Source organism: Bacillus cereus group sp. MYBK227-1 (genome assembly GCF_051916325.1).
Classification (GTDB): Bacteria; Bacillota; Bacilli; order Bacillales; family Bacillaceae_G; genus Bacillus_A; species Bacillus_A cereus.
Window position 1 is genome coordinate 132,532 of record NZ_JBQAGK010000003.1, and the last position, 24,200, is coordinate 156,731.

Here is a 24,200-nt window from a genome sequence, read left to right on the forward strand (position 1 = left end):
GAGAAGGAGTAGTAGTAATAGAAGCTGGTTTAGAGAGTTGACGGTCGGTGCAAGTCAATCCACGTTTCGTTATGAACTCGCCTTTGAGTTGCAGTTGTGAAACTAATAGTAGCAATTGCCGTTAATCCACGTTACGGATCTAAGCGAATGTATATTTGTACATTAATTTAGGGTGGTACCGCGGGAATCTATAACCTCTCGTCCCTTTCTAGGGATGAGAGGTTTTTTGTATTTTGGGCGGTGAAAATAAATAGAATTTCAAGGAGGGTATCTCATGAGCTTTAATCATCAAGAAATTGAGAAGAAGTGGCAAGGGTACTGGGAAGAGAATAAAACATTCCGTACGCCAGATGAGACAGAAAAACCAAAATTTTATGCACTAGATATGTTCCCATATCCATCAGGTGCAGGCTTACACGTAGGACATCCAGAAGGTTATACAGCGACAGATATTTTATCTCGTATGAAGCGTATGCAAGGATATAACGTTCTGCATCCAATGGGATGGGATGCATTTGGTCTTCCAGCAGAGCAATATGCACTTGATACTGGAAACAGCCCAGCTGAATTTACAGAGCATAATATTAATACATTCCGTAACCAAATTAAATCATTAGGTTTCTCTTACGATTGGGACCGTGAAGTAAATACAACAGATCCAAACTACTATAAGTGGACGCAATGGATCTTCCTAAAACTATTTGAAAAAGGCTTAGCTTACGTTGATGAAGTACCTGTAAACTGGTGCCCAGCACTTGGTACAGTACTTGCAAACGAAGAAATCATTGACGGTAAGAGTGAGCGTGGTGGACATCCAGTTGAGCGTCGTCCGATGAGACAGTGGATGTTAAAAATTACAGCTTACGGAGATCGTCTATTAGAAGATCTAGATGAGCTTGATTGGCCTGAAAGCTTAAAAGATATGCAACGTAACTGGATCGGTCGTTCTGAAGGTGCAGAAGTACACTTCAACATCGATGGTACAGACGAGAAATTCACAGTTTTCACAACGCGCCCTGATACATTATTTGGTGCAACATACTGTGTACTAGCTCCAGAACATGCACTTGTTGCAGAAATTACAACAGCAGAACAAAAAGAAGCGGTAGAAGCTTACATTAACGCTGTAAAAATGAAGAGTGACCTAGAGCGTACAGAACTTGCGAAAGAGAAAACTGGTGTATTCACTGGTGCTTACGCAGTTAACCCAGTAAACGGTGAGAAATTACCAATCTGGATCGCTGACTATGTTCTTGCAACTTACGGAACAGGTGCTGTAATGGCAGTTCCAGCTCACGATGAGCGTGACTATGAATTCGCATCAGTATTTAATCTTCCAATGAAGGAAGTTGTAAAAGGCGGAGATATTACGAAAGAAGTGTACACAGGTGATGGTGCACACGTAAACTCAGCATTCCTTGATGGATTAAATAAAGAAGAAGCAATCGCAAAAATGATTGAATGGCTTGAAGCAACGAGCGCAGGAAATCAAAAAGTAACGTACCGTCTACGTGACTGGTTATTCAGCCGTCAACGTTACTGGGGTGAACCAATTCCAGTAATTCACTGGGAAGATGGTACAATGACAGCTGTGAAAGAAGAGGAATTACCATTAGTTCTTCCGAAAACAGAAAACATCCGTCCTTCAGGTACAGGTGAATCACCACTTGCTAACATTGACGAGTGGGTAAATGTTGTTGATCCTGAGACTGGTAAAAAAGGTCGTCGTGAAACGAACACAATGCCGCAATGGGCTGGTAGCTGCTGGTACTACCTACGTTACATCGATCCAAACAATAGCGAAGCACTTGTAGATCCTGAAAAAGTAAAACAATGGCTTCCAGTTGATATTTATATCGGTGGTGCAGAACATGCCGTACTTCACTTACTATATGCTCGTTTCTGGCATAAAGTATTATACGATATCGGTGTAGTTCCAACGAAAGAGCCATTCCAACAATTATTCAACCAAGGTATGATTCTAGGTGAAAACAACGAGAAAATGAGTAAATCAAAAGGTAACGTTGTAAATCCTGATGATATCGTAGCAAGCCACGGTGCAGATACACTTCGTCTATACGAAATGTTCATGGGACCATTAGATGCTTCAATTGCTTGGTCTGAAAATGGTCTTGACGGAGCTCGTCGTTTCCTAGACCGCGTATGGCGTCTATTCGTTCAAGATAACGGTGAATTAAGTGAGAAAATTACTGACGCACCAAATAAAGAGCTTGAAAAAGCTTACCATCAAACAGTGAAGAAAGTAACAGAAGACTATGCAGAGCTTCGCTTCAACACAGCGATTTCTCAAATGATGGTATTCATCAACGATGCATACAAAGCTGAAACACTTCCGAGAGAATATGTAGAAGGTTTCGTAAAAATGATTGCACCAGTTGCACCTCATATCGGGGAAGAGCTATGGAGCAAACTTGGATACAATGAAACAATCACATATGCAAGCTGGCCAACATTTGATGAGTCTAAACTTGTAGAAGATGAAGTTGAAATTGTTGTTCAAGTTATGGGTAAAGTTCGTGCAAAACTAACAATGAGTAAAGACGCATCAAAAGAAGAAATGGAACAACTTGCACTTGAAGCAATTCAAGACCAAATTGAAGGGAAAACAGTTCGTAAAGTAATTGTTGTTCCTGGAAAACTTGTTAATGTTGTTGCAAATTAATTTATTCTAAATAAAAGCTCAGAGTATGTATACTCTGAGCTTTTTTGTGTAGAAAATAATCTCTGGATCACCCTAGTCTAAGTTTTCAATTATTCCAATACGTACAAATAAAAGAGCGGAATTCCAATACAGACAAACACCTATTTTTCTATAGGAAATATGATAAAAAAGGTAGGCTAAATTGAGTAGAAGAGGTGAAAGGAATGAAAGGGATGGACAATAATGCACCACATGGCTTTTTCGGAGGTGGATCGGATAGTTATGAACAAATGATGTTAATGGGAGGCGGACAACAAGGATATGGCGGAATTCCGAGCTGGATGGGTGGAACACCTGGAGGATTTTCCACATCAGTAGCTGGAGCGCAAACTGGAATTCCAACATTAACAGGAGGATTTCCATCATCAGTAGCTGGAGTGCAAACAGGAATCCCAACATTTGTAGGCGGAGCAGCGGGAGGAGTACCAGTAGGCGTACCAACTACATTCCCATCTTTCGTTGGAGGAGTAGGTGGTTATCCACAAGGTTTTTACGGTCACCATGGCCACCACGACGGTCATCATGGCCACCATCACCACCAAGGACACCATGGCCATCATGGCCACCATCACCACCAAGGTCACCACGGTCATCATGGACATCATCAACAACAAGTACATCACCACGGACACCATCATATACATCCGCAGGCTGTTCTTTATCAAATTCATCAAGATCACCATGGTCACCATGGCCACCACGGCCACCAAGGTCAACATGGTCATCATGGCCACCATCACCACCAAGGTCACCACGGTCATCATGGACATCATCAACAACAAGTACATCACCACGGCCATCAAGGCCACCACGGTCACCAAGGTCAACATGGTCATCAAGGTTACCAAGGCCAACAACATCAACAACACCAACAATACCAACAACAACAATCTTCTCCTTGGACAGGTGGAATTGGAGCAGGAGGAGCGGGGGCAGCAGCAGGAGCGGCTAGCATTAGTGGAGCTGCAGGACATGCGGGACACGTGGGTCATTAATGATTGCCAGAAAAAAAGACATAATAAAAAACTGCTAGGAAATCCTAGCAGTTTTTTTCAGCTTCTTGACGCTGACGTTCAATTTCAGCACGAAGTTGTGGTTCTGGTGCTTGCCAGCCTTCAGGTTTTAGAATTTTACCGTCACCTTCACGGAATCGAGGCTTCCCATCAGGGAATAGTTTTGCCATGTTGGCGTTGTTTACAATTTCGAATCCTTTATCTGGACGTACGCCCATTTCTGCAAACGTTCCGAATGCAAAGTAAATAAGGTCAATCAGTGCATCGTATTGATCTTCAACAGTCGTTGCCTCTAGAAATTCTTCTAGTTCTTCCTGCATAAAACTTGCACGGATTTTTGCACGCTCTTCTGTTAATTTTGTTGGAGTATTTGTCACAGGATGTCCGAATACTTCATGCATTTTCGCAACAAGTTCGTATCCTTTATCTAAACCTTTTTCGTTTGTCATGTTGTTTCATCCTTTCTTACGTTATGCCGAAGTTTATTGTAACATAAGGTGATTATGAAATGAAAAGAACATCTTATCGAAATAAGATGTTCGCTCGTTATTCTTCTTTTTTTATTAAAAGGGATGAAATAAGATCGATGCCAAAAATACCGACCAGTAACATTGGTATAACGACAAGCAAGTAACGTGTGAAGGAAACATTTTTTAAGTATGTATGAGCAAATAAAAAGACGCCGAGAAATAAAATACCATTTAAAATAGGCTTTACTAATTTTTTAGACATAAGCTCCCCCATAAATATCTTCTCTCTCTATTTGATAATAAAAAAACTCCTCTCTCCGTTGTATCATGCTGGAGAGAGGAGTTCAATCATTTCTCATTCAATGACACCAGAATTTGTAATATTTACGGTGTATTTTATATGAACCGGAACATCTTTATACATTTGTCTCCATTCTTCTAATTTGAATGGGCGATAATGTTGCTTATACTTTGCACCTAGCCCGAGAGGGTCGACGCCTAAAGATTTAAGTTGCTTAATTAACTTAGCAGCTTGTTTATCTAATTGTTTTTGGACATCTTTTTCAATGTTTTTTGTGTTCTTGTTATTTTCTAAGTTAATTTGTTTTGATAGTTCTTGAATACGTGCATCAAGACGAACGTTAATGAAAAAAGAAGGCTTTCCGTTTTTAATTTTTATATCGTAAGTTGGAACAGAACGAATATTATTAATCATTACGTACGCAGAATCTGTTTTAAATTCATGTGAATCTAATTTATGTTTCTCTAATAGTCCTTTAAATATGAACATATCTTTTTCCGCAATTTTACCGATATATTTATCTTTTTTAAAAAGGCCAATTCCGGTAATTTTTATTTTATCACCATGCTTCTTTAGAATGGGAATATAGTAGTCTTTTCCTTCTTGATAATAGCGAAATGCTCCTATATGTAGATTATCCGCTGGTAAAGGTCCGGTCTCCATGTTATGTTCTAGCAATTTTTTTATATAAATTGCAACGTTGTATGAAGTCGAATATTTGCCCTTTAAAAGTTCAGTACCATTCCCATCTAATAAAGCAGCATATAAAGCGTTCCCTATATTCACATCTCGAAGTAATGTATCGAATGAAGTAGACATTCCTGTTTTGGCAAGCCTTATTGTATATAGAGCGACACGCATTTGTCCGCTAGCAAATGGTTGAGAAGACTCTAAAGATGTGTCTGCTTTTACTTGTTTTACTGCATTTGCACTGCCTTCAAAAACTTGAACTTTATTTCCTTTTTTCTGAATGGGACAAACGAATGTCACTTTTACTTTATTATCTTTTGCGACATCAAAAACGCTTCCTTGAATAAGTTGTACATCATCGATAATATTTTTTTGTAAACATCCAATTAGACTGAAGAATGTTATACAAGAAATAAGTATTAATTTGCTTGTGCTTTTGATTTTTTCCATTTTCTTTTCACCCACACAATAATAAATAGGATTGGGATGTATACATAAATGAGCCAAAAACTAACTTTTGATACATTACTAATAAAGTTATTAATATCGTGTCTGTTGGTTAAAAGTTGCGAAACAATGAGAGTGATAAAGATAAAAGCAATTAAAATACCCCTTTGTTTTACACGGAATATTTCATGTGTTCCTCTCATTGACGCCCATAAAGGGAGGATGAAACTTGAAATAATAACGAGTGCATAGCCTGAAATTGCAATATATTCGAGTCTTTCTATAAATGGTAATTGAATGACTTGGGTCATAGAAAGTTGGGCCCATATCGTTTTTAACAATTGTTTTTCACTAAAAAATGCAAAGGCTAAAAGGGTGCTAAATAAATATAGAAGATTTGAAAATAGTGCTCCAAACTGAGCGTATTTATGAGATTGCATAGGCTTTTTCACAAATGGATACACCATGAGGTAAATTTCAAAACCGGTCATACTGTAGATTGACAGTTGAGCGGATTTTAAAATGTCTGAAAAAGAATGTGTGAATATAGGTAGTAAATTATCCCAATGTGAATATTTCAAAACGAATAAGCTTAGAAATAAGTATCCTAATGTACCACCAACAGAGATGACGCAAATACCGGTAATTACACGAAATCCAGAAGAGATAATGTAATAGCTAACTAAGCATAAAAAGAGTGTTAACATAAAGGTGGAAGCGGTAGGAAACATCCATACTTGAATAATTTCAACATATGTTCGGATGACCGAAATACTAACGATTAAAAAATAAGCCATAAAGATGATGCTAATGCCATTTCCTAGCCATTTTCCAAATGTTTGCCGATGTAAATCAACTAAATTCCCATTTGTTTCTTTTAATAAGACATACATCATCCATATAAGAATATGGATGAAAATTCCTGTGATTATAACTCCCATCCATCCGTCGTATCCAGCGGCCTTTGCGATGATTCGAGCGAATCCGAGAACTCCAGCACCAAACTGTGCACCGTGAATTAAGAAGAAAACAAAGATAGGAGATATTTGATATTTTTCTTGAACTTTACTCATCAATGCACCTCATTTCTCAATCATCAAAATCTGATCTATGTTTTGTTGAAATTCCTTTCGCTGCTTTTTTTACATGTTGTGGTCTTGCTTGCACATCTCTCGTATCAATCATTGTTAATGGAAAACGAATCCAAGAATCTTTAACTGATTGTTGCCTTGTCGGATAAAACAAAGCGTACGGCTTACGTAAGGAAGTAAGTCTAAAGAGATGAGTAAATAAAAAGATAAATCCAAGAGAAATCCCGAACAATCCGCCTATTTCTGCAAACATAAGAAAAGGAAAGCGTAGTAATCGAACAGCGTTCCCCATTTTATAAATAGGTGTAATAAAGGAAGCGAGTGCCGATAGTGCAACGATAATTAATAAAATGTTACTCGTTAACCCAGCTTGTACAGATGCTTGCCCGATTACGATACCGCCTACAATACCGAGTGTTTGCCCAACTTTCATCGGTAACCTTGCGCCGGCTTCTCTTAATAAATCAATTGCAAGTTCTAAAAAGAGCGCTTCAATTAAAGGTGGGAATGGTACTTGTGCCCTTGATAAAATCAAAGTTTCAAGTAAATCACTTGGAATAAGTTCATAATGATAATTTAAAACTGCAACGTATAACGGTGTAGCGCAAATTGAAAATAGAACGGCAATTAATCTTAAAATCCTTGAAAATGTAGCGTACATCCAGGAGACGTTATAGTCTTCTGGTGAAATGAAAAAATCGAAATAGGATACAGGTGTTAGTAAAACACTTGGAGAACCATCAACGAAAATAGCGATTTTTCCATCAATTAGTGCTTTTGTAACTCTATCAGTACGTTCTGTATTGATATAGAGAGGGAAAATCGATTTTTCACCCATTAATTCTTGTAAATAAGCACTATCATTAATTTGATCATATTCAAGAGCGCGTAATGACTCTTCTAGAAAATCTACATTATCTTTTTCAGCAAGGTTGTCTAAATACATCATGACAACTTTTGTTTTTGAAAACTCGCCAATAATCATTTCTTTTGTTTGTAAATCTAAAACAGGAAGACGTTTTCGAACTAAATTAATGTTTGTATCAATATCCTCTACGAAACCTTCTTGCGGACCAATAACAGTTGATTCGTTTAAAGGAGGGGTTGGTGCACGATAATTATCAATTGCAATGTTTGCAAGCATACATTTTTGATCTTGCTGATTCAATTGAATAATCGCATGCCCCTTTAAAACCATATCCTCAATTTTTTGTAAGTCGTTCGTAATTGTAATGCCGCTCATTGGAATATGTTCTTTCAGCTCTTCTAGTGAAGCATTAGGTCGTTCCAAAAGAGTAGGCATTAAATATTTTTGTAATTTCTCTCCATCAAGCGAAGGACGATAGTAAGAAATCCAATAAGGCATCGTTTCATCGTCGGATGTATGATAATTCACAAAATCACTAGACTTTTTCAGCTTCTCTATTAAATTTTGTAAAGAATGGATACGGTCTTTTTCTGGTTTCGTAAAATCATAAATACTATTACCTTTAGAGTTTTGTTGCTTACTTTGAGAAGGTTCATCTTGCTTAGCGTTTTGTTGTTTATCTTGAGACGAATCACCTTGTTTAGCACCTTGTTGTTTATCTTGAGAGGAATCCTCTTGTTTAGTACTTTGTTGCTTATCTTGAGAGGAATCCTCCTGTTCAGAGTTTTGTTGCTTATCCTGAGAAGAGTCATCTTGTTTAGAGTTTTGTTGCTTATCCTGAGAGGAATCCTCTTGTTTAGCACTTTGTTGCTTATCTTGAGAGGAATCCTCCTGTTTAGAGTTTTGTTGCTTATCCTGAGAAGAATCCTCTTGTTTAGCACTTTGTTGCTTATCCTGAGAAGAATCCTCTGGTTTATCGCTTTGTTGCTTATCCTGAGAGGAATCCTCTTGTTTAGAGCTTTGTTGTTTATTCTGAGAGGGATCCTCTTGTTTATCGTTTTGTTGCTTACCTTGAGAGGAATCCTCTTGTTTATCGCTTTGTTGTTTATCTTGAGACGAGTCCTCCTGTTTAGCACTTTGTTGCGTATCCTGAGAAGAATCTTTTTGTTCGTGATTTTTACCTTTATTATGTTTCATACTTCTAGTCTGTTCTTTGTTATCATCCTCTTCATTGTTAGAATGCTGCTCCTGATTATCTGTTTCGTTTGCTTCTGGTTTATTTGATTTTTTTTTCTTACGTAACCAATTCCAAATCATGTGTATACCCTCTTTAATCTTGTAATATAGTGCTATTTTGTGGCTAATTTTGTATATTATTCATTTATTTATGAAAAGAAGAAGGAGATTAGTTTGCATGGAAAAAAATCTTTAGTAAGCAGTTCATACTATAACGGGAAGAGGGAGAATCTGTGCAAATTGTAAAAAAGGAGAAGTTTGTTTTAAAAGGGTTTACGTTTGAAAATGGCAGGGAAATTCCTGTTCAAATGGGATACGAGACATATGGTACGTTAAATAGAGAAAGGTCAAATGTGATTTTGGTTTGTCATTATTTTAGTGCAACAAGTCATGCGGCAGGAAAATATACAGTGCATGATGAGGAGTCTGGTTGGTGGGATGGGCTCATTGGACCTGGAAAAGCAATTGATACAAATAAGTATTTTGTTATATGTACAGATAATCTTTGTAATGTGCAGGTGAGAAATCCATATGTGATTACAACAGGACCGAAATCGATTAATCCAGAAACTGGAGAAGAATATGCTATGGATTTTCCGGTTTTTACATTTCTTGATGTAGCTCGTATGCAATATGAGTTAATAAAAGGTATGGGAATTTCAAGGTTACACGCTGTAATTGGACCGTCGGCAGGGGGAATGATTGCACAACAATGGGCGGTTCACTATCCACATATGGTAGAGCGGATGATTGGCGTTATTACGAACCCACAAAATCCAATTATTACGTCAGTAAACGTAGCGCAAAATGCGATTGAAGCAATTCAACTGGATCCAAGTTGGAAAGGTGGAAAATATGGAGAAGAGCAGCCGATAAAGGGGCTTCATTTAGCAAATAGAATGATGTTTATGAACGCGTTTGATGAGCATTTTTATGAAATGGCATTTCCTCGTAATAGTATAGAGATAGAACCTTATGAAAAGTTTTCTACACTAACATCATTTGAAAAAGAGATAAATAAAGCGACATATAGAAGTATAGAGTTAGTAGATGCAAATTCATGGATGTATACTGCAAAGGCAGTTTTATTGCATGATATTGCACATGGTTTTTCTTCATTAGAAGAATCTCTTTCTAACATAGAAGCGAATGTACTTATGATTCCATGTAAACAAGATTTGCTTCAGCCGTCTCGTTACAACTATAAAATGGTAGATATTTTGCAAAAACAAGGGAAGTATGCGGAAGTGTATGAGATAGAAAGTATAAATGGGCATATGGCGGGAGCATTTGATATTCATTTATTTGAAAAGAAAGTTTATGAATTTTTAAATCGGAAAGTATCTAGTTTTGTTTAGAAGACAAATGATGGGGAAAAGGTGCAATGTTTGTAGTAGGCACCTTTTTTTACATGATTTGTAGACGGAAAATATATGTGGCAATTGCTATACCGAAGAATGCGATACTAAGCAATAGAAATAAGAATGACATTTCTTGGGGGGATTTTATTTTTTTAGTATTTTTCATACTAAGAGTAATAATTGCAGCGATTAAGAAAATGATGCCCATTATGAAAAGGGAAAGTGTCATTTTCATTGGCTCCTTTCATAAGACAAGTATATTGAGGATACAATGCAAGAGTTATGTTTGTAAAGAATAAGTTTTGCGAGAAAATTGAGAAATAGTTTTTCGATTCTTTGCGTTCTTTCTTTTGCGTGCTAAAATTGGTAGAGAATGTTTGTGAAAAAGAAACTAAAGGTTTTATTGTATATAAGGAGGAACTACATATGACAGAAGTTAAAACAATTACTACAGAAGAGGTACAAGAGCGTTTAGAAAATGGAGAAACGTTATTTTTAGTAGACGTAAGAGAAGATGAAGAAGTAGCGGCAGGAAAGATTCCAGAAGCTGTACATATTAAAATGGGCGATATCCCACATAAAGTAGATTTCTTTAATAAAGAGAATGAATATATCTTTATTTGTCGTTCAGGAATGCGCAGTGAAAATGTATGTCATTATTTAAATGAGCAAGGATTTAAAACAGTGAATATGGTTGGCGGTATGCTTCAATATGAAGGTGAAACGAAATAGTTAATAGTTAAAAACTTGAAACGAGTCTGTTTCAAGTTTTTTTCTTTTGCATACAGTATAAAAAGGAGGAGGGGTAAATGGGGATTAATTTGCGTAAAGTAAAAATTATGAATAATACAGGAGCTGTTAATGTCGGCGACTGTTATGATATCTCGCCTTTAGCTGTAGCAAAAGTATATGCAGGTGCTGGAGGGTCGAGTGCGGCTATTTTTTTAAATGGGAAAAGACAGCCAGAAGCAGTCATTAGAACATCAGTGTTTCTTCCGCCGTTAGCAACAAGTACACGTACATTAGGTTCATAGAGGAAAGGTAGAGTGTAATTATGCCTGCTCATATAAAAGAATTTGTTATTGTGAATAACACTGGGAATATATTTACCGGTGATAATTTGAGTGATACTTCATTTACTGCTTCGAAATCATATAGTGGTTCAATGGGGTGCACTTGGATTGATGTTGTTACAGTAATAGGGACGGAGACGAAGCTTTGTTTACAGCCAGGTGATTCGGTGACGACAACATATACAAGAGGTACTCCTGCTGGTACTGTAACAGGAACAAATATGGGGCAAAGTGTAAATACATCGGGTATAGCACAAGCTGTCCCTAATACAGATAATATGGATTCAATTGCAGGACTCCCTTAAGGAATTAAGGGAGTTTTTATTATTTAAAATAAAAATAGTCTTGGAAATTATTTTTGTAAATAGATTAAGAAGAGGCTTATTTATTATGAAAAAGACGGTTTGTAGGTGGTGAAAGTGTGAAGAATCGTGATAATAATCGGAAGCAAAATTCGTTAAGCTCTAATTTTAGAATTCCACCAGAACTTATTGGGCCTACTTTCCCCCCTGTTCCAACTGGATTTACAGGTATAGGGATTACTGGTCCAACCGGTCCACAAGGCCCAACAGGACCTCAAGGACCAAGAGGATTACAAGGTCCGATGGGGGAGATGGGCCCGACAGGACCTCAAGGTGTGCAAGGGATACAAGGATCAGTTGGTCCAATAGGTGCAACTGGACCAGAAGGACAGCAGGGGCCACAAGGATTGAGAGGACCACAAGGAGAAACTGGAGCGACAGGACCGGGGGGTGTGCAAGGGCTACAAGGTCCGATTGGTCCAACGGGAGCGACTGGGGCACAAGGTATACAAGGGATACAGGGATTACAGGGGCCAATTGGAGCGACGGGACCTGAGGGATCTCAAGGAATTCAAGGCGTCCAAGGGTTACCGGGTGCAACTGGTCCACAAGGAATACAAGGAGCACAAGGGATACAAGGAACACCAGGACCGAGTGGAAATACAGGTGCAACCGGAGCGACTGGAGCAACTGGTCAGGGGATAACAGGCCCGACTGGAATAACAGGTCCAACTGGAATAACTGGACCATCTGGAGGACCTCCTGGTCCGACGGGGCCGACTGGTGCGACAGGTCCAGGTGGTGGACCGAGTGGAAGTACAGGTGCGACTGGAGCAACGGGGAATACTGGGGCTACAGGAAGTACAGGGGTAACAGGAGCAACGGGAAGTACAGGTCCGACTGGAAGTACGGGAGCACAGGGCTTGCAAGGAATCCAAGGGATTCAAGGACCAATTGGGCCAACAGGTCCAGAAGGTTCGCAGGGTATTCAAGGTATTCCTGGTCCGACGGGAGTAACTGGTGAACAAGGAATACAAGGAGTTCAAGGTATTCAAGGGGCAACGGGAGCAACAGGAGATCAAGGTCCACAAGGTGTACAGGGGGTTATAGGGCCACAAGGGGTAACAGGGGCCACAGGAGATCAAGGTCCACAAGGTATACAAGGAGTACCAGGGCCATCAGGAGAAACAGGGCCACAGGGAGTTCAAGGGATACAAGGTCCGATGGGTGATATAGGACCAACAGGTCCAGAAGGCCCAGAGGGACTGCAGGGCCCGCAAGGAATACAAGGTGTGCCAGGGCCAGTTGGAGCGACGGGTCCAGAGGGTCCACAGGGGATACAAGGCATTCAAGGACCGGTAGGAGCAACAGGCCCACAAGGCCCACAAGGAATTCAGGGAATACAAGGTGTGCAAGGGATAACGGGAGCAACAGGAGTACAAGGAGCAACTGGAATTCAAGGGATACAAGGGGAAATAGGAGCAACGGGTCCAGAGGGGCCACAAGGAGTGCAAGGTGCTCAAGGGGCGATTGGTCCAACCGGTCCGATGGGGCCACAAGGAGTGCAAGGAGTACAAGGAATTCAAGGAGCGACGGGTGCACAAGGAGTGCAAGGTCCACAAGGAATTCAAGGAATCCAAGGTCCGACGGGGGCAACAGGAGATATGGGAGCAACTGGGGCGACAGGGGAAGGCACTACAGGCCCAACAGGAGTAACTGGTCCAACAGGGGTAACAGGCCCGTCTGGAGGACCAGCAGGACCGACCGGCCCAACGGGGCCATCAGGTCCGGCGGGAGTAACTGGTCCATCTGGTGGACCACCTGGCCCGACAGGAGCAACCGGGGCGACAGGAGTAACAGGAGATACTGGGGCGACAGGCTCAACTGGAGTGACAGGAGCGACAGGAGAAACGGGAGCAACCGGAGTGACGGGTTTACAGGGTCCGCAAGGAATCCAAGGTGTGCAGGGAGAGATAGGTCCAACAGGGCCACAAGGTGTTCAAGGTCCCCAAGGAATTCAAGGAGTAACGGGGGCCGCAGGAGATCAAGGTCCGCAAGGGATTCAAGGCCCACAAGGCGACATAGGTCCAACTGGCCCACAAGGAATTCAAGGCCCACAAGGTTCTCAAGGAATCCAAGGAGCGACAGGGGGAACAGGAGCACAAGGCCCACAGGGAATCCAAGGTCCGCAAGGTGACATAGGTCCGACTGGGTCACAAGGTCCAACTGGAATCCAAGGGATACAAGGAGAGATAGGTCCAACCGGCCCAGAAGGCCCAGAGGGACTGCAGGGCCCGCAAGGAATACAAGGTGTTCAAGGGCCAGTTGGAGCAACGGGTCCAGAGGGTCCTCAGGGAATACAAGGCATTCAAGGAGTGCAAGGAGCAACCGGCCCACAAGGTCCACAAGGAATACAGGGAATACAAGGTGTGCAAGGGATAACGGGAGCAACTGGAGCACAAGGAGCAACTGGAATTCAAGGGATACAAGGGGAAATAGGAGCAACCGGTCTAGAGGGGCCCCAAGGAGTGCAAGGAATACAAGGGGCGATTGGTCCAACCGGTCCGATGGGCGCACAAGGAGTACAGGGAATACAAGGGATTCAAGGAGCAACAGGTGCACAAGGAGTGCAAGGACCACAAGGAATTCAAGGAGTGCAAGGTCCGACGGGAGCAACAGGAGATACGGGGGCAACCGGAGCGACGGGAGAAGGAACTACCGGTCCAACAGGAGTAACCGGTCCAACAGGGGTGACTGGCCCGTCAGGAGGACCAGCAGGACCGACCGGCCCAACGGGGCCATCAGGTCCGGCAGGAGTGACAGGTCCATCAGGTGGACCACCTGGCCCGACAGGAGCAACAGGTGCGACAGGAGTAACAGGAGATACCGGGGCGACAGGCTCAACTGGAGTGACAGGAGCAACAGGAGCAACGGGAGCAACCGGAGTGACGGGTTTACAGGGCCCGCAAGGAATCCAAGGTGTTCAAGGAGAGATAGGTCCAACCGGTCCACAGGGTATTCAAGGTCCCCAAGGAATCCAAGGAGTAACGGGGGCAACCGGAGCACAAGGTCCCCAAGGAATTCAAGGCCCACAAGGCGACATAGGTCCAACCGGCTCCCAAGGAATTCAAGGTCCACAAGGTCCTCAAGGAATCCAAGGAGCGACAGGGGCAACCGGGGCACAAGGCCCACAGGGAATCCAAGGTCCGCAAGGAGAGATAGGTCCGACCGGCCCACAAGGCCCACAAGGAATTCAAGGCCCGCAAGGAATTCAAGGTCCAACGGGAGCTACAGGAGCAACTGGAGCGACAGGTCCACAAGGGATTCAAGGTCCCCAAGGAATTCAAGGCCCGCAAGGAATTCAAGGTCCAACGGGAGTTACAGGAGCAACCGGAGCGACAGGTCCACAAGGAATTCAAGGCCCACAAGGAATTCAAGGCCCGCAAGGAATTCAAGGTCCAACGGGAGCTACAGGAGCAACCGGAGCGACAGGTCCACAAGGGATTCAAGGTCCCCAAGGAATCCAAGGTCCAACGGGGGCTACAGGAGCAACCGGTTCACAAGGTCCAACTGGAGATACAGGTCCAACCGGAGCTGGAGCCACTGGAGCGACCGGGGCGACTGGAGTTAGTACAACTGCAACGTATGCGTTTGCGAATAATACATCAGGAACCGCTATTTCCGTTTTATTAGGGGGTACGAACGTACCGTTACCGAACAATCAAAATATTGGCCCAGGAATAACCGTTAGTGGTGGAAATACTGTATTTACAGTTGCGAATGCAGGAAACTATTATATAGCCTATACAATTAATTTAACGGCAGGTTTACTTGTAAGTTCTCGTATAACTGTAAATGGCAGTCCGCTTGCGGGAACGATAAATGCCCCGACAGTGGCTACTGGTTCATTTAGTGCAACAATAATCGCTAACTTGCCTGCTGGAGCCGCTGTTAGCTTACAGTTATTTGGAGTAGTTGCAGTAGCTACATTATCTACAGCAACGCCAGGGGCTACCCTAACTATTATTAGATTAAGTTAATAAGCAGAAAACCTTGAAACTTTTATGTTTCAAGGTTTTTTTATCTTTGTATTTGTAAGTAAACCTCGTTAACCAGGGGAGTGGATCCCCTCTAATTATTTAAAGTTTCACATTATTCTCTTGAGCAAAAACATCGCAGTTCGAAAATATATTATAATAGAATGAAAAGAAAGAAATTTGGCAGAAAGGGAGGGTGGCGATGCAGGAGATGGTTAAAGATTTTTTTGGACGCCCACTTCAAGATTTGCGTATATCTGTCATTGATCGTTGCAATTTTAGATGTACATATTGTATGCCAGCGGAAATATTTGGGTCAGATTATGCTTTTTTGAAAGATGAGTTTTTACTAACTTTTGATGAAATTGAGCGTTTGGCAAAATTATTTGTTAACATTGGTGTACGAAAAATTAGAATTACTGGCGGTGAGCCACTACTTCGTAAAGATTTAACAAAACTTATTGCACGTCTTGTGAAAATTGATGGGCTAATAGATATAGGGTTAACGACAAATGCCGTACATTTAACGAAACAAGCGAAGGCATTAAAAGAAGCTGGATTACATAGAGTGAATGTTAGTTTAGATGCAATAGATGACGACATATTTAAGAATATTAATGGTCGAAATATTAATACGAAACCGGTAATTAAGGGAATTATAGCAGCTAAAGAGGCGGGGCTGGAAGTAAAGGTAAATATGGTTGTGAAAAAAGGGATGAACGATCATCAAGTACTTCCGATGGCTGCGTATTTTAAAGAGCAAGGAATCACGCTTCGGTTTATTGAGTTTATGGATGTTGGTAGTACAAATGGGTGGAATTTTGATCAAGTCGTTACAAAACGAGAATTGATTGAGATGATTCATAAGATGGATCCACTTGAGCCAGCTGAAGCGCATTACTTTGGTGAAGTTGCGAAGCGATATCGGTACGTTGGAACAAATGTTGAAGTTGGTTTTATTACATCTGTTTCTGAGTCATTTTGTGTCTCTTGTACGAGGGCGAGAATTTCGGCAGATGGAAAGTTTTATACGTGCTTATTTGCGACAGAGGGTTTGGATGTAAGAGAACTTCTTAGAGGAAATCTTTCGGATGAGGAGTTATTAAGTGTTATACAAGATGTATGGATGAATAGAAAAGATAGGTATTCGGATGAACGAACAGAAGAAAGTGCAAAAAATCGTCCGAAAATCGAAATGTCTTATATAGGAGGATAAGAAAGGGGGCTATCGCATGCAGGAGCGATATTCAAGACAAATATTATTTTCTGGTGTTGGAGAAGAAGGACAGAGAAAAATAAGAGAGAAGCATGTGCTTATTATTGGTGCTGGTGCTCTCGGTGCGGCAAATGCAGAAGCGATTGTTAGAGCAGGTGTTGGAAAAGTAACGATTGCTGATCGTGATTATGTAGAGTGGAGTAATTTACAAAGGCAACAACTATATACAGAAGAAGATGCAAAGCAGTATAAACCGAAGGCGATAGCGGCTGCAGAACATTTAAAAGCGATTAATTCTGAGGTGGAAATAAATCCGGTTGTGATGGATGTAACGGTGCAAGAAATGGAAGAATTAGTGAATGATGTAGATTTAATATTAGATGCGACAGATAATTTTGAAACGCGTCTTCTTATTAATGATATTTCACAAAAGTATAATATTCCGTGGATATATGGTGGGTGTGTCGGAAGCTACGGAGTAACGTATACAATTTTACCAGGGAAAACACCGTGTTTTCGCTGTTTAATGGAGCATCCAGCGAGCGGTGCAACATGTGACACAGCTGGTATTATACAACCGGCAGTACAATTAGTAGTTGCGCATCAAATTACGGAAGCGCTGAAAATATTAGTAGAAGACTTTGGTGCGCTTCGTGAAACGATGTTATCGTTTGATCTTTGGAATAATCAACAGATGGCATTTAAAGTGAATAGGCAGAAAAAAGATACTTGTTTATCTTGCGGAAGGTTACGTACATATCCGAGTTTAACATTTGAAGGACAAACGAAAACAGAAGTGTTATGTGGGCGGAATACAGTACAAATTCGCCCGGGTGTGCGGAAGAATTTTAATTTAGAAGAAATTAAAAAACGCTTACAAAGAAGCGTAGAGATAAAGGCGACACCTTATTTATTATCATTTCCGGTAGAAGAATATCGTTTTGTTTTATTTACAGATGGCAGGGCGTTCATTCATGGGACGAATGATATGAATGTAGCGAAAAGTTTATATGCAAGATATATAGGTTGAACCTAAAGGAAACCCTTTAGGCTCAACGGAGAGAGGATTATGAATTTCTCGTATAATCTCCACTTTTTCCACCTGTTTTTTCAAGTAAGTACGTTTCACCGATAATCATACCTTTATCGACAGCTTTACACATATCATACACAGTAAGAGCGGTAGCGGAAGCAGCTGTTAAAGCTTCCATTTCAACACCGGTGCTACCTTCTGTTTTAACTTTTACTTCAATGAGTAAACGATATTGTTCTTCTGATTGTTTCCAATCGAAAGAAACGTCAACACCTTTTAATAATAAAGGGTGGCACATTGGGATAATATCAGAAGTACGTTTCGCAGCCATAATGCCTGCGATTTGCGCAACTGCTAATACGTCACCTTTCCCAATTTCATTGTGAGAGATTTTATCGTAAATTTCTTTCGTAACGACAATGCTAGAGCACGCAATTGCTGTTCGAACGGTTGCTTTTTTTTCGCTTATATCAACCATTTTTGCGCGTCCTTGGTCATTGAAATGTGTAAATGAAGACATGGAATTCCTCCTTGAAGTAATTTCTATTGAATATATAAAGTTTAATCGAGATAAAAAAAATTGCAAATATGAGGTGAGAAACGATGGTAGAAAAACGAATTCCAATTCAAGTTGCTGAGGCAGTAGAACGGGTAATGAAATATGCGAAGCATGGTGAAGTAGAAGAAATTTCTATTACGGAAAGTTACGGGAGAATTCTCGGGGAAGATGTTGTCTCAGATCATGACGTTCCTCATTTTGATCGTTCCCCTTACGATGGTTTCGCCATTCGAGCAGAAGATACGAAAGAAGCAACTCAAGAGAATCCAGTTGAATTTGAAGTAATAGGAGAAATCGGGGCGGGTTCCGTTTTTTTAGAGGAAGTAGGAGCTTTTGAAGCAATTCGCATTATGACAGGAGCAGCTATTCCAGAAGATTGCAATGCAGTCGTAATGCTAGAGCTGACAGAAGGGTTTGAGAAGAACGGGAAAACATATATGAAGTTAAAACGCCCTTTTAATAACGGTGACAATGTGTCGTTTAAAGGAGAAGATATAAAACAAAATCAAGTTCTCGTTAAGAAAGGTGTTGCAATTAATCCAGGTGTTGCGGCCTTACTAGCAACGTTTGGATATAGCACGGTGAAAGTTGTAAAACAGCCTGTTGTCGGTATTGTAACGACAGGAAGTGAATTATTAGAAGTACATGAGCCGTTAGAACCGGGGAAAATTAGAAATAGTAACTCGTATATGATCGCAGCTCAAATTATGAAAGCTGGCGGGAAAGTTCGTTATTATGGTCAACTCGCGGATGAGTTAGATGCATGTTTTACAGCTGTTCAATCAGCGATGAATGAGGTCGACATTTTAATTACAACAGGCGGTGTATCAGTAGGAGATTATGACTACTTACCAGCTATTTATGAAAGATTACAGGCAAATGTACTCTTTAATAAGATAGCCATGAGGCCCGGAAGTGTAACGACAGTAGCTGAAGTTGATGGAAAGTTACTCTTTGGTTTATCAGGAAATCCGTCTGCTTGTTATGTAGGCTTTGAATTATTTGTGCATCCAACTATAAAAACGTATTTGTATACGAAGGAACCTCACGTATATAGAGCGGATGCTATTTTACAAAAAGATTTTCCGAAGCCAAATCCATTTACTCGTTTCGTAAGAGCGAACGTAACAATTGTGGATGGGGCGTTACAAGCGATGCCGGTTGGTTTAGATAAATCGAGTGCGGTATCTTCACTTGCAGATGCGAATGCTTTTATCGTGTTACCCGGAGGAACGAGAGGATTTGAGACCGGAATGAAAGTATCCGTATTATTGTTAGAGCACTCTGAGGGATGTGAGTGGCCATGGGCGAAGCCCCTTCAATCTTACAAATAGTAGGGTATCAAAATAGCGGCAAAACGACACTTGTAGAGAAAATTGTGCATGCATTAGCCGAAAGCGAAATGAAAGTTGCTACAATTAAACATCACGGGCACGGAGGTTTTCCAGAAGTAGCGCAAAAAGATAGCGAAAGACACCGTAAAGCTGGTGCTGTCGTAAGTAGTGTAGAAGGTGCTGGATTACTTTCACTTTCTTCACTAAGAAAGAAATGGTCCTTGCAAGAAATTATTCGCTTATATGAGTTTTTTAAAGTGGATACAATTTTAATAGAGGGCTATAAAAAAGAGAACTACCCGAAAGTAGTGTTACTTCGTTCTGCGGAAGATGCTGAGCTTTTACATAAAGTAGAAAATATAGTGGCGGTTATTACGTGGTATGATGTCCCAGTAAATATACGAGAAGAATATAAAGTATTTCATATAACAGAAGAAGAGTTGTACATAGACTGGTTTTTACAAACGGTTAGGAGTGCGAAATGACAAATACATATTATGAAGTAATTGATACAGAAATCTCGATTGAAGAGGTAACGAAGAAAGTAATTCGACGTGAATGCGGTGCTGTTACAACATTTATTGGAACGGTTAGAGAGTTTACGAAAGGGCGTCGTACATTATACTTAGAATATGTCGCTTATAAAACGATGGCAGAAAAGATGCTAGAGAAAATCGGATTAGAAGTGAAAGAGAAATGGCCAGGTACACACGTTGCGATTACACATCGCATCGGTACGTTGCAAATTTCTGATATAGCGGTTGTTGTTGCTGTTTCAACACCACACCGTAAAGCGGCTTATGAAGCGAACGAATATATTATGGAACGCATAAAACAAATTGTTCCGATTTGGAAAAAGGAGTTTTGGGAAGATGGTGACTCATGGATTGGTGATCAATTAGAAAAAACACCATATCCGGCGGGAGAGCCTGGGAAGGAGCTATAAGTATGATTCGAGTATTGTTATTTGCGCACTTGCAAGAAGAAGCAGGGACAAGTGAATTACAAATAGAGAAAGAAAATATTACGGTTGCACAGTTAAAAGATGTTGTTGCGAACGAATATAATGTACCAGTTTCAGAGCCAATTATGGTTGCGATTAATGAAGAATATGCAAATGAAGATGACAGGGTCCAATCTGGTGATGTTGTTGCACTAATCCCACCAGTGAGCGGTGGTTAATATTGGATTCATTAAAACGACTTTCCTATATAGGGAAAGTCGTTTTTTTATGGCAGTTTTGAGAACACTAATCTATAGAACAAGGAGGGAATTATGAAAAAAATATGTGTAGTTATGACAATGCTATGTGCGTCTTTTTTCTCTTCTCCAAGTGATTCTTTCGCGAAAGAATCAAGAGAACAGCTTTTAGAGAGTGCATTATCAAATAGGTACTATTCAGTTATTAGACAAGTGACAGAAGATCAATATGAATGTGCTTCAGTTATAAATATAAAGCGTCTCGGCAAGAAAGATGAATTTGTTCCTAGGTATGAAGTGAAGCTACAATTTCTTACATTTCAAGGAGCGCATAATCCCCCGAACGATAAAGTTACGCTTACTTTGGAAGACCATTTAGATCACGTAAAGATAAAGAAAGTGGAGCGAGAAAAGAATGTTTCTGACGCTATTGCAGAAAAAGTTTGTGAACGGGAAAAAGAAAAAATAAAAGCTCACTCTAATGACTTAGAGTGATAACCTATGCATTTAGTAAAGAAAGGTAATGAGTGATGGATATATTTTTAGCGATTTTACCAGCTATATTTTGGGGAAGTATTGTGCTATTTAACGTAAAACTGGGCGGGGGACCGTATAGTCAAACGCTCGGAACAACGTTTGGAGCACTTATTTTCTCAATTGTTGTTTATATTTTTATGAAGCCAGTATTAACACCTACCGTTATCGGAGTTGGAGTTGTGTCAGGTTTATTTTGGGCGCTTGGTCAGGCAAATCAATTGAAAAGTATTGATTTAATGGGTGTTTCGAGGACGATGCCAATTTCAACAGGACTTCAATTAGTCGCGACGACTTTATTTGGCGTTATCGTATTTCATGAATGGTCCACGACAATATCGGTCGTCCTTGGGATTTTAGCGCTCGTTTGTATTATTATCGGTGTTATTTTAACATCGCTTCAAAGTGAAGAAGAAAAGAATGCAGAGCAAGCAGCAAACTTTAAAAGAGGTATCGTAATTTTATTAATTTCAACAGTCGGCTATTTAGTTTACGTAGTAGTGATTAGACTATTTAACGTAGATGGTTGGTCAGCTTTGTTGCCACAAGCAGTTGGTATGGTGTTAGGTGGGATTTTGCTTACCTTTAAACATCATCCATTTAATAAATATGCAATCCGAAATATTATTCCAGGATTAATTTGGGCAGCTGGAAATATGTTTTTATTCATTTCGCAGCCGCGTGTTGGAGTCGCAACAAGTTTCTCGCTATCGCAAATGGGAATTATTATTTCCACGCTTGGTGGGATCCTTATATTAGGGGAAAAGAAAACGAAACGTCAATTAACGGGTATCGTTGTCGGTATCGTTTTTATTATCGCAGCCGGAATTATGTTAGGTATAGCCAAAAGTTAAAGGAGGTATGGAAATGTATAGTGATTTAGCAGGGAAAGTTGTCGTTATTACAGGATCAGCAACTGGTCTTGGAAGAGCGATGGGAGTGAGGTTTGCTAAGGAAAAAGCGAAAGTGGTTATTAATTATCGCTCACGAGAATCAGAAGCGAATGATGTGTTAGAAGAAATTAAAAAAGTAGGCGGCGAAGCGATTGCTGTAAAAGGTGATGTAACCGTCGAATCAGATGTTGTGAATCTCATTCAATCTGCTGTGAAAGAGTTTGGTACGCTTGACGTTATGATTAATAATGCAGGGATAGAAAACGCGGTACCGTCGCATGAAATGCCGCTTGAAGATTGGAATAGGGTAATTAATACAAATTTAACAGGTGCTTTTTTAGGAAGTCGTGAAGCGATTAAATATTTTGTAGAACATGATATTAAAGGTTCTGTCATTAATATGTCTAGTGTTCATGAGAAAATTCCGTGGCCACTATTTGTGCACTATGCAGCGAGTAAGGGTGGTATTAAACTGATGACAGAAACGTTAGCGCTAGAATATGCGCCAAAAGGTATTCGAGTAAATAATATTGGACCAGGTGCAATTAATACGCCGATTAATGCAGAAAAGTTTGCTGATCCTAAAAAACGTGCTGACGTAGAAAGTATGATACCGATGGGCTATATTGGAAACCCTGAAGAAATTGCAGCAGTAGCAACTTGGCTCGCTTCTTCAGAGGCGAGTTATGTAACGGGCATTACGCTATTTGCAGATGGTGGAATGACGTTATATCCATCGTTTCAAGCTGGGCGTGGGTAATAAAAAAGGACGAAGAGATAAAACTCTTCGTCCTTTTTTTACAAAAAAAAATAGCGGCCAGCTATTTTAAATTTAGTGATTAATTGTATCTTGAAGAAATTCTGTTGCTTGATGTTCAGAAACATTTTGTACGAGTGCAACTTCACTGATCATCATTTTTCGGGCGTTATCTAGCATTTGTTTTTCACTCGCATTTAAAGTTCTCTCTTTATTGCGGCGAAGTAAATCCCGAACAACTTCTGCGCTATCTTGTAAATTGCCGTTTTTCATTTTTTCCATATTCATTGTATATCTTTGTTTCCATGAGAGTGATGTGTCTGACTCCCCGTTTTGAAATTCAAGAAGTATATCATCTAACGTACCTCGATCAACGATATAACGAATACCTGATTTTTTTAATTGATCCATCGGAAGCATTACTTGCATATCTTTACTAATGATGCGTATCACACAATATTGACGTGAAGTACCTAATATTTCTTTCTCTTCAATTGCTTCGATGATTCCTGCACCGTGCATTGGATAAACGATTTTATCACCAATTTGAAACAAATCATCCACCTCCATATGTGGTAACCACTTTTAATGATAGCATACGTATTTAAAAATGTCAAATTTTATATAATAACATAATATTTATATTCGAGTCAATAAGATGAAGTGCTTTTTTATGTTTTTTTTTTTGGACCTTATTTATCGTGATTTTTTTAGAAAAATAGTACAGGTGAAGAAAGAAGGCATATCCACTTATTTTTAAGCATAAAATGTAAAAGCGCTAATACAATATACCTAAATCCGTTCTTTGCAAAGGAGGGAGAGAAGGTGGGGCGCACAATAAAAATTGATATTACAAATAAAGTTGTAGCTAAATTTAGACAAAATTATTTGGAATTATATACGAGTAAATTTATGATAGGTAAGTTTTATGTCTATACTGAAGATAAAGAATATGTGTTAGAAGACGGATATATATATGAGAATGGAAAGTTTTATCGCATCATAGATACGCACCGTGGCAATAATCAAGCGGCCGAGGGCTGCGATCTAGGACGGTGTTAAC

25 protein-coding genes and 1 other annotated feature (1 of these 26 running past the window's edge) are annotated in these 24,200 nt (G+C 40.2%); of the genes, 17 read left to right on the forward strand and 8 right to left on the reverse strand.

Features of this window, described 5'->3' with window-relative positions; genetic code table 11:
- Positions 1 to 209, forward strand: a binding site (T-box leader); it begins 11 nt to the left of the window's first position.
- Positions 210 to 274: 65 nt separating this feature from the next.
- The gene (gene leuS / locus ACTFRM_RS13930; protein WP_000009461.1) at positions 275 to 2,683 is read left to right on the forward strand and encodes a leucine--tRNA ligase; all 2,409 of its coding nucleotides are present in this window, start codon (positions 275 to 277) and stop codon (positions 2,681 to 2,683) included.
- A 203-nt stretch (positions 2,684 to 2,886) separates the two neighbouring features.
- Entirely contained in the window at positions 2,887 to 3,717 is an 831-nt protein-coding gene (locus tag ACTFRM_RS13935; protein ID WP_440043407.1) for a hypothetical protein, read from the forward strand.
- A 44-nt stretch (positions 3,718 to 3,761) separates the two neighbouring features.
- Here ACTFRM_RS13935 and ACTFRM_RS13940 read toward each other — a convergent pair whose 3' ends face one another.
- The 5 genes from ACTFRM_RS13940 to ACTFRM_RS13960 all read right to left on the reverse strand — a co-directional run bounded on the left by ACTFRM_RS13940 (position 3,762) and on the right by ACTFRM_RS13960 (position 8,919).
- Complete coding sequence (locus ACTFRM_RS13940) at positions 3,762 to 4,184, reverse strand: hypothetical protein (protein ID WP_000180554.1); 423 nt, start codon at positions 4,182 to 4,184, stop codon at positions 3,762 to 3,764.
- A gap of 97 nt (positions 4,185 to 4,281) precedes the next feature.
- A complete protein-coding gene (locus tag ACTFRM_RS13945) occupies positions 4,282 to 4,467 on the reverse strand; it encodes a hypothetical protein (protein ID WP_000038781.1) in 186 nt (61 codons plus the stop codon).
- A 93-nt stretch (positions 4,468 to 4,560) separates the two neighbouring features.
- Positions 4,561 to 5,646, reverse strand: coding sequence for a spore germination protein GerHC (gene gerHC, locus ACTFRM_RS13950; RefSeq protein ID WP_000411389.1), 1,086 nt, complete (start codon positions 5,644 to 5,646; stop codon positions 4,561 to 4,563).
- The gene (locus ACTFRM_RS13955) at positions 5,616 to 6,716 is read right to left on the reverse strand and encodes a spore germination protein (RefSeq protein WP_000049053.1); all 1,101 of its coding nucleotides are present in this window, start codon (positions 6,714 to 6,716) and stop codon (positions 5,616 to 5,618) included. Before ACTFRM_RS13955 ends, gerHC begins: the two co-directional genes overlap by 31 nt.
- A gap of 16 nt (positions 6,717 to 6,732) precedes the next feature.
- Complete coding sequence (locus ACTFRM_RS13960; RefSeq protein WP_440043408.1) at positions 6,733 to 8,919, reverse strand: spore germination protein; 2,187 nt, start codon at positions 8,917 to 8,919, stop codon at positions 6,733 to 6,735.
- A 152-nt stretch (positions 8,920 to 9,071) separates the two neighbouring features.
- Here ACTFRM_RS13960 and ACTFRM_RS13965 point away from each other — a divergent pair, with 152 nt between their 5' ends.
- The gene (locus ACTFRM_RS13965; RefSeq protein ID WP_001167639.1) at positions 9,072 to 10,196 is read left to right on the forward strand and encodes an alpha/beta fold hydrolase; all 1,125 of its coding nucleotides are present in this window, start codon (positions 9,072 to 9,074) and stop codon (positions 10,194 to 10,196) included.
- Between the two features lie 49 nt (positions 10,197 to 10,245).
- Here the strand turns inward: ACTFRM_RS13965 and ACTFRM_RS13970 are convergent, their stop codons facing one another.
- Complete coding sequence (locus tag ACTFRM_RS13970) at positions 10,246 to 10,428, reverse strand: hypothetical protein (RefSeq protein WP_000175905.1); 183 nt, start codon at positions 10,426 to 10,428, stop codon at positions 10,246 to 10,248.
- Between the two features lie 197 nt (positions 10,429 to 10,625).
- Here ACTFRM_RS13970 and ACTFRM_RS13975 point away from each other — a divergent pair, with 197 nt between their 5' ends.
- From ACTFRM_RS13975 to ACTFRM_RS14000, 6 genes are all read left to right on the forward strand, one after another.
- The gene (locus ACTFRM_RS13975) at positions 10,626 to 10,931 is read left to right on the forward strand and encodes a rhodanese-like domain-containing protein (protein WP_000141207.1); all 306 of its coding nucleotides are present in this window, start codon (positions 10,626 to 10,628) and stop codon (positions 10,929 to 10,931) included.
- Positions 10,932 to 11,008: 77 nt separating this feature from the next.
- On the forward strand, positions 11,009 to 11,233 hold the full coding sequence (locus ACTFRM_RS13980) for a spore germination protein (RefSeq protein WP_000512468.1): 225 nt from the start codon (positions 11,009 to 11,011) through the stop codon (positions 11,231 to 11,233).
- A 20-nt stretch (positions 11,234 to 11,253) separates the two neighbouring features.
- Complete coding sequence (locus tag ACTFRM_RS13985) at positions 11,254 to 11,577, forward strand: hypothetical protein (protein ID WP_001110855.1); 324 nt, start codon at positions 11,254 to 11,256, stop codon at positions 11,575 to 11,577.
- A 116-nt stretch (positions 11,578 to 11,693) separates the two neighbouring features.
- The gene (locus ACTFRM_RS13990; protein ID WP_440043410.1) at positions 11,694 to 15,614 is read left to right on the forward strand and encodes a BclA-related collagen-like exosporium protein; all 3,921 of its coding nucleotides are present in this window, start codon (positions 11,694 to 11,696) and stop codon (positions 15,612 to 15,614) included.
- 199 nt (positions 15,615 to 15,813) lie between these two features.
- On the forward strand, positions 15,814 to 16,827 hold the full coding sequence (gene moaA, locus ACTFRM_RS13995) for a GTP 3',8-cyclase MoaA (protein WP_001157119.1): 1,014 nt from the start codon (positions 15,814 to 15,816) through the stop codon (positions 16,825 to 16,827).
- Between the two features lie 16 nt (positions 16,828 to 16,843).
- Complete coding sequence (locus ACTFRM_RS14000) at positions 16,844 to 17,857, forward strand: molybdopterin-synthase adenylyltransferase MoeB (RefSeq protein ID WP_440043412.1); 1,014 nt, start codon at positions 16,844 to 16,846, stop codon at positions 17,855 to 17,857.
- Between the two features lie 37 nt (positions 17,858 to 17,894).
- On the opposite strand, the gene moaC is transcribed toward ACTFRM_RS14000, so the two are convergent.
- The gene (moaC, locus tag ACTFRM_RS14005; RefSeq protein WP_000094159.1) at positions 17,895 to 18,380 is read right to left on the reverse strand and encodes a cyclic pyranopterin monophosphate synthase MoaC; all 486 of its coding nucleotides are present in this window, start codon (positions 18,378 to 18,380) and stop codon (positions 17,895 to 17,897) included.
- A gap of 83 nt (positions 18,381 to 18,463) precedes the next feature.
- Between moaC and ACTFRM_RS14010 the strand changes: the two genes are divergently transcribed.
- From ACTFRM_RS14010 to ACTFRM_RS14040, 7 genes are all read left to right on the forward strand, one after another.
- Complete coding sequence (locus ACTFRM_RS14010) at positions 18,464 to 19,753, forward strand: molybdopterin molybdotransferase MoeA (protein ID WP_440043414.1); 1,290 nt, start codon at positions 18,464 to 18,466, stop codon at positions 19,751 to 19,753.
- Positions 19,723 to 20,238 (forward strand): molybdopterin-guanine dinucleotide biosynthesis protein B, encoded by a 516-nt coding sequence (gene mobB / locus ACTFRM_RS14015; protein WP_000503325.1) that lies wholly within the window; start codon positions 19,723 to 19,725, stop codon positions 20,236 to 20,238. The genes ACTFRM_RS14010 and mobB overlap by 31 nt, the downstream gene beginning before the upstream one ends.
- Complete coding sequence (gene moaE / locus ACTFRM_RS14020; RefSeq protein ID WP_000185942.1) at positions 20,235 to 20,699, forward strand: molybdopterin synthase catalytic subunit MoaE; 465 nt, start codon at positions 20,235 to 20,237, stop codon at positions 20,697 to 20,699. The genes mobB and moaE overlap by 4 nt, the downstream gene beginning before the upstream one ends.
- 2 nt (positions 20,700 to 20,701) lie before the next feature.
- Positions 20,702 to 20,935, forward strand: a complete 234-nt coding sequence (gene moaD, locus ACTFRM_RS14025) for a molybdopterin converting factor subunit 1 (RefSeq protein WP_000621778.1) — start codon at positions 20,702 to 20,704, stop codon at positions 20,933 to 20,935.
- 93 nt (positions 20,936 to 21,028) lie between these two features.
- Positions 21,029 to 21,448, forward strand: coding sequence for a DUF3888 domain-containing protein (locus ACTFRM_RS14030; protein WP_000717684.1), 420 nt, complete (start codon positions 21,029 to 21,031; stop codon positions 21,446 to 21,448).
- A 35-nt stretch (positions 21,449 to 21,483) separates the two neighbouring features.
- Positions 21,484 to 22,341, forward strand: coding sequence for a glucose uptake protein GlcU (glcU, locus tag ACTFRM_RS14035; protein WP_000350861.1), 858 nt, complete (start codon positions 21,484 to 21,486; stop codon positions 22,339 to 22,341).
- Positions 22,342 to 22,354: 13 nt separating this feature from the next.
- Positions 22,355 to 23,140 (forward strand): glucose 1-dehydrogenase, encoded by a 786-nt coding sequence (locus ACTFRM_RS14040; protein WP_000286674.1) that lies wholly within the window; start codon positions 22,355 to 22,357, stop codon positions 23,138 to 23,140.
- 72 nt (positions 23,141 to 23,212) lie between these two features.
- On the opposite strand, the gene ACTFRM_RS14045 is transcribed toward ACTFRM_RS14040, so the two are convergent.
- A complete protein-coding gene (locus tag ACTFRM_RS14045) occupies positions 23,213 to 23,707 on the reverse strand; it encodes a CarD family transcriptional regulator (protein WP_000451445.1) in 495 nt (164 codons plus the stop codon).
- Positions 23,708 to 23,962: 255 nt separating this feature from the next.
- Here ACTFRM_RS14045 and ACTFRM_RS14050 point away from each other — a divergent pair, with 255 nt between their 5' ends.
- A complete protein-coding gene (locus ACTFRM_RS14050) occupies positions 23,963 to 24,199 on the forward strand; it encodes a DUF2553 family protein (RefSeq protein ID WP_000533806.1) in 237 nt (78 codons plus the stop codon).
- Position 24,200 lies beyond the last annotated feature (1 nt).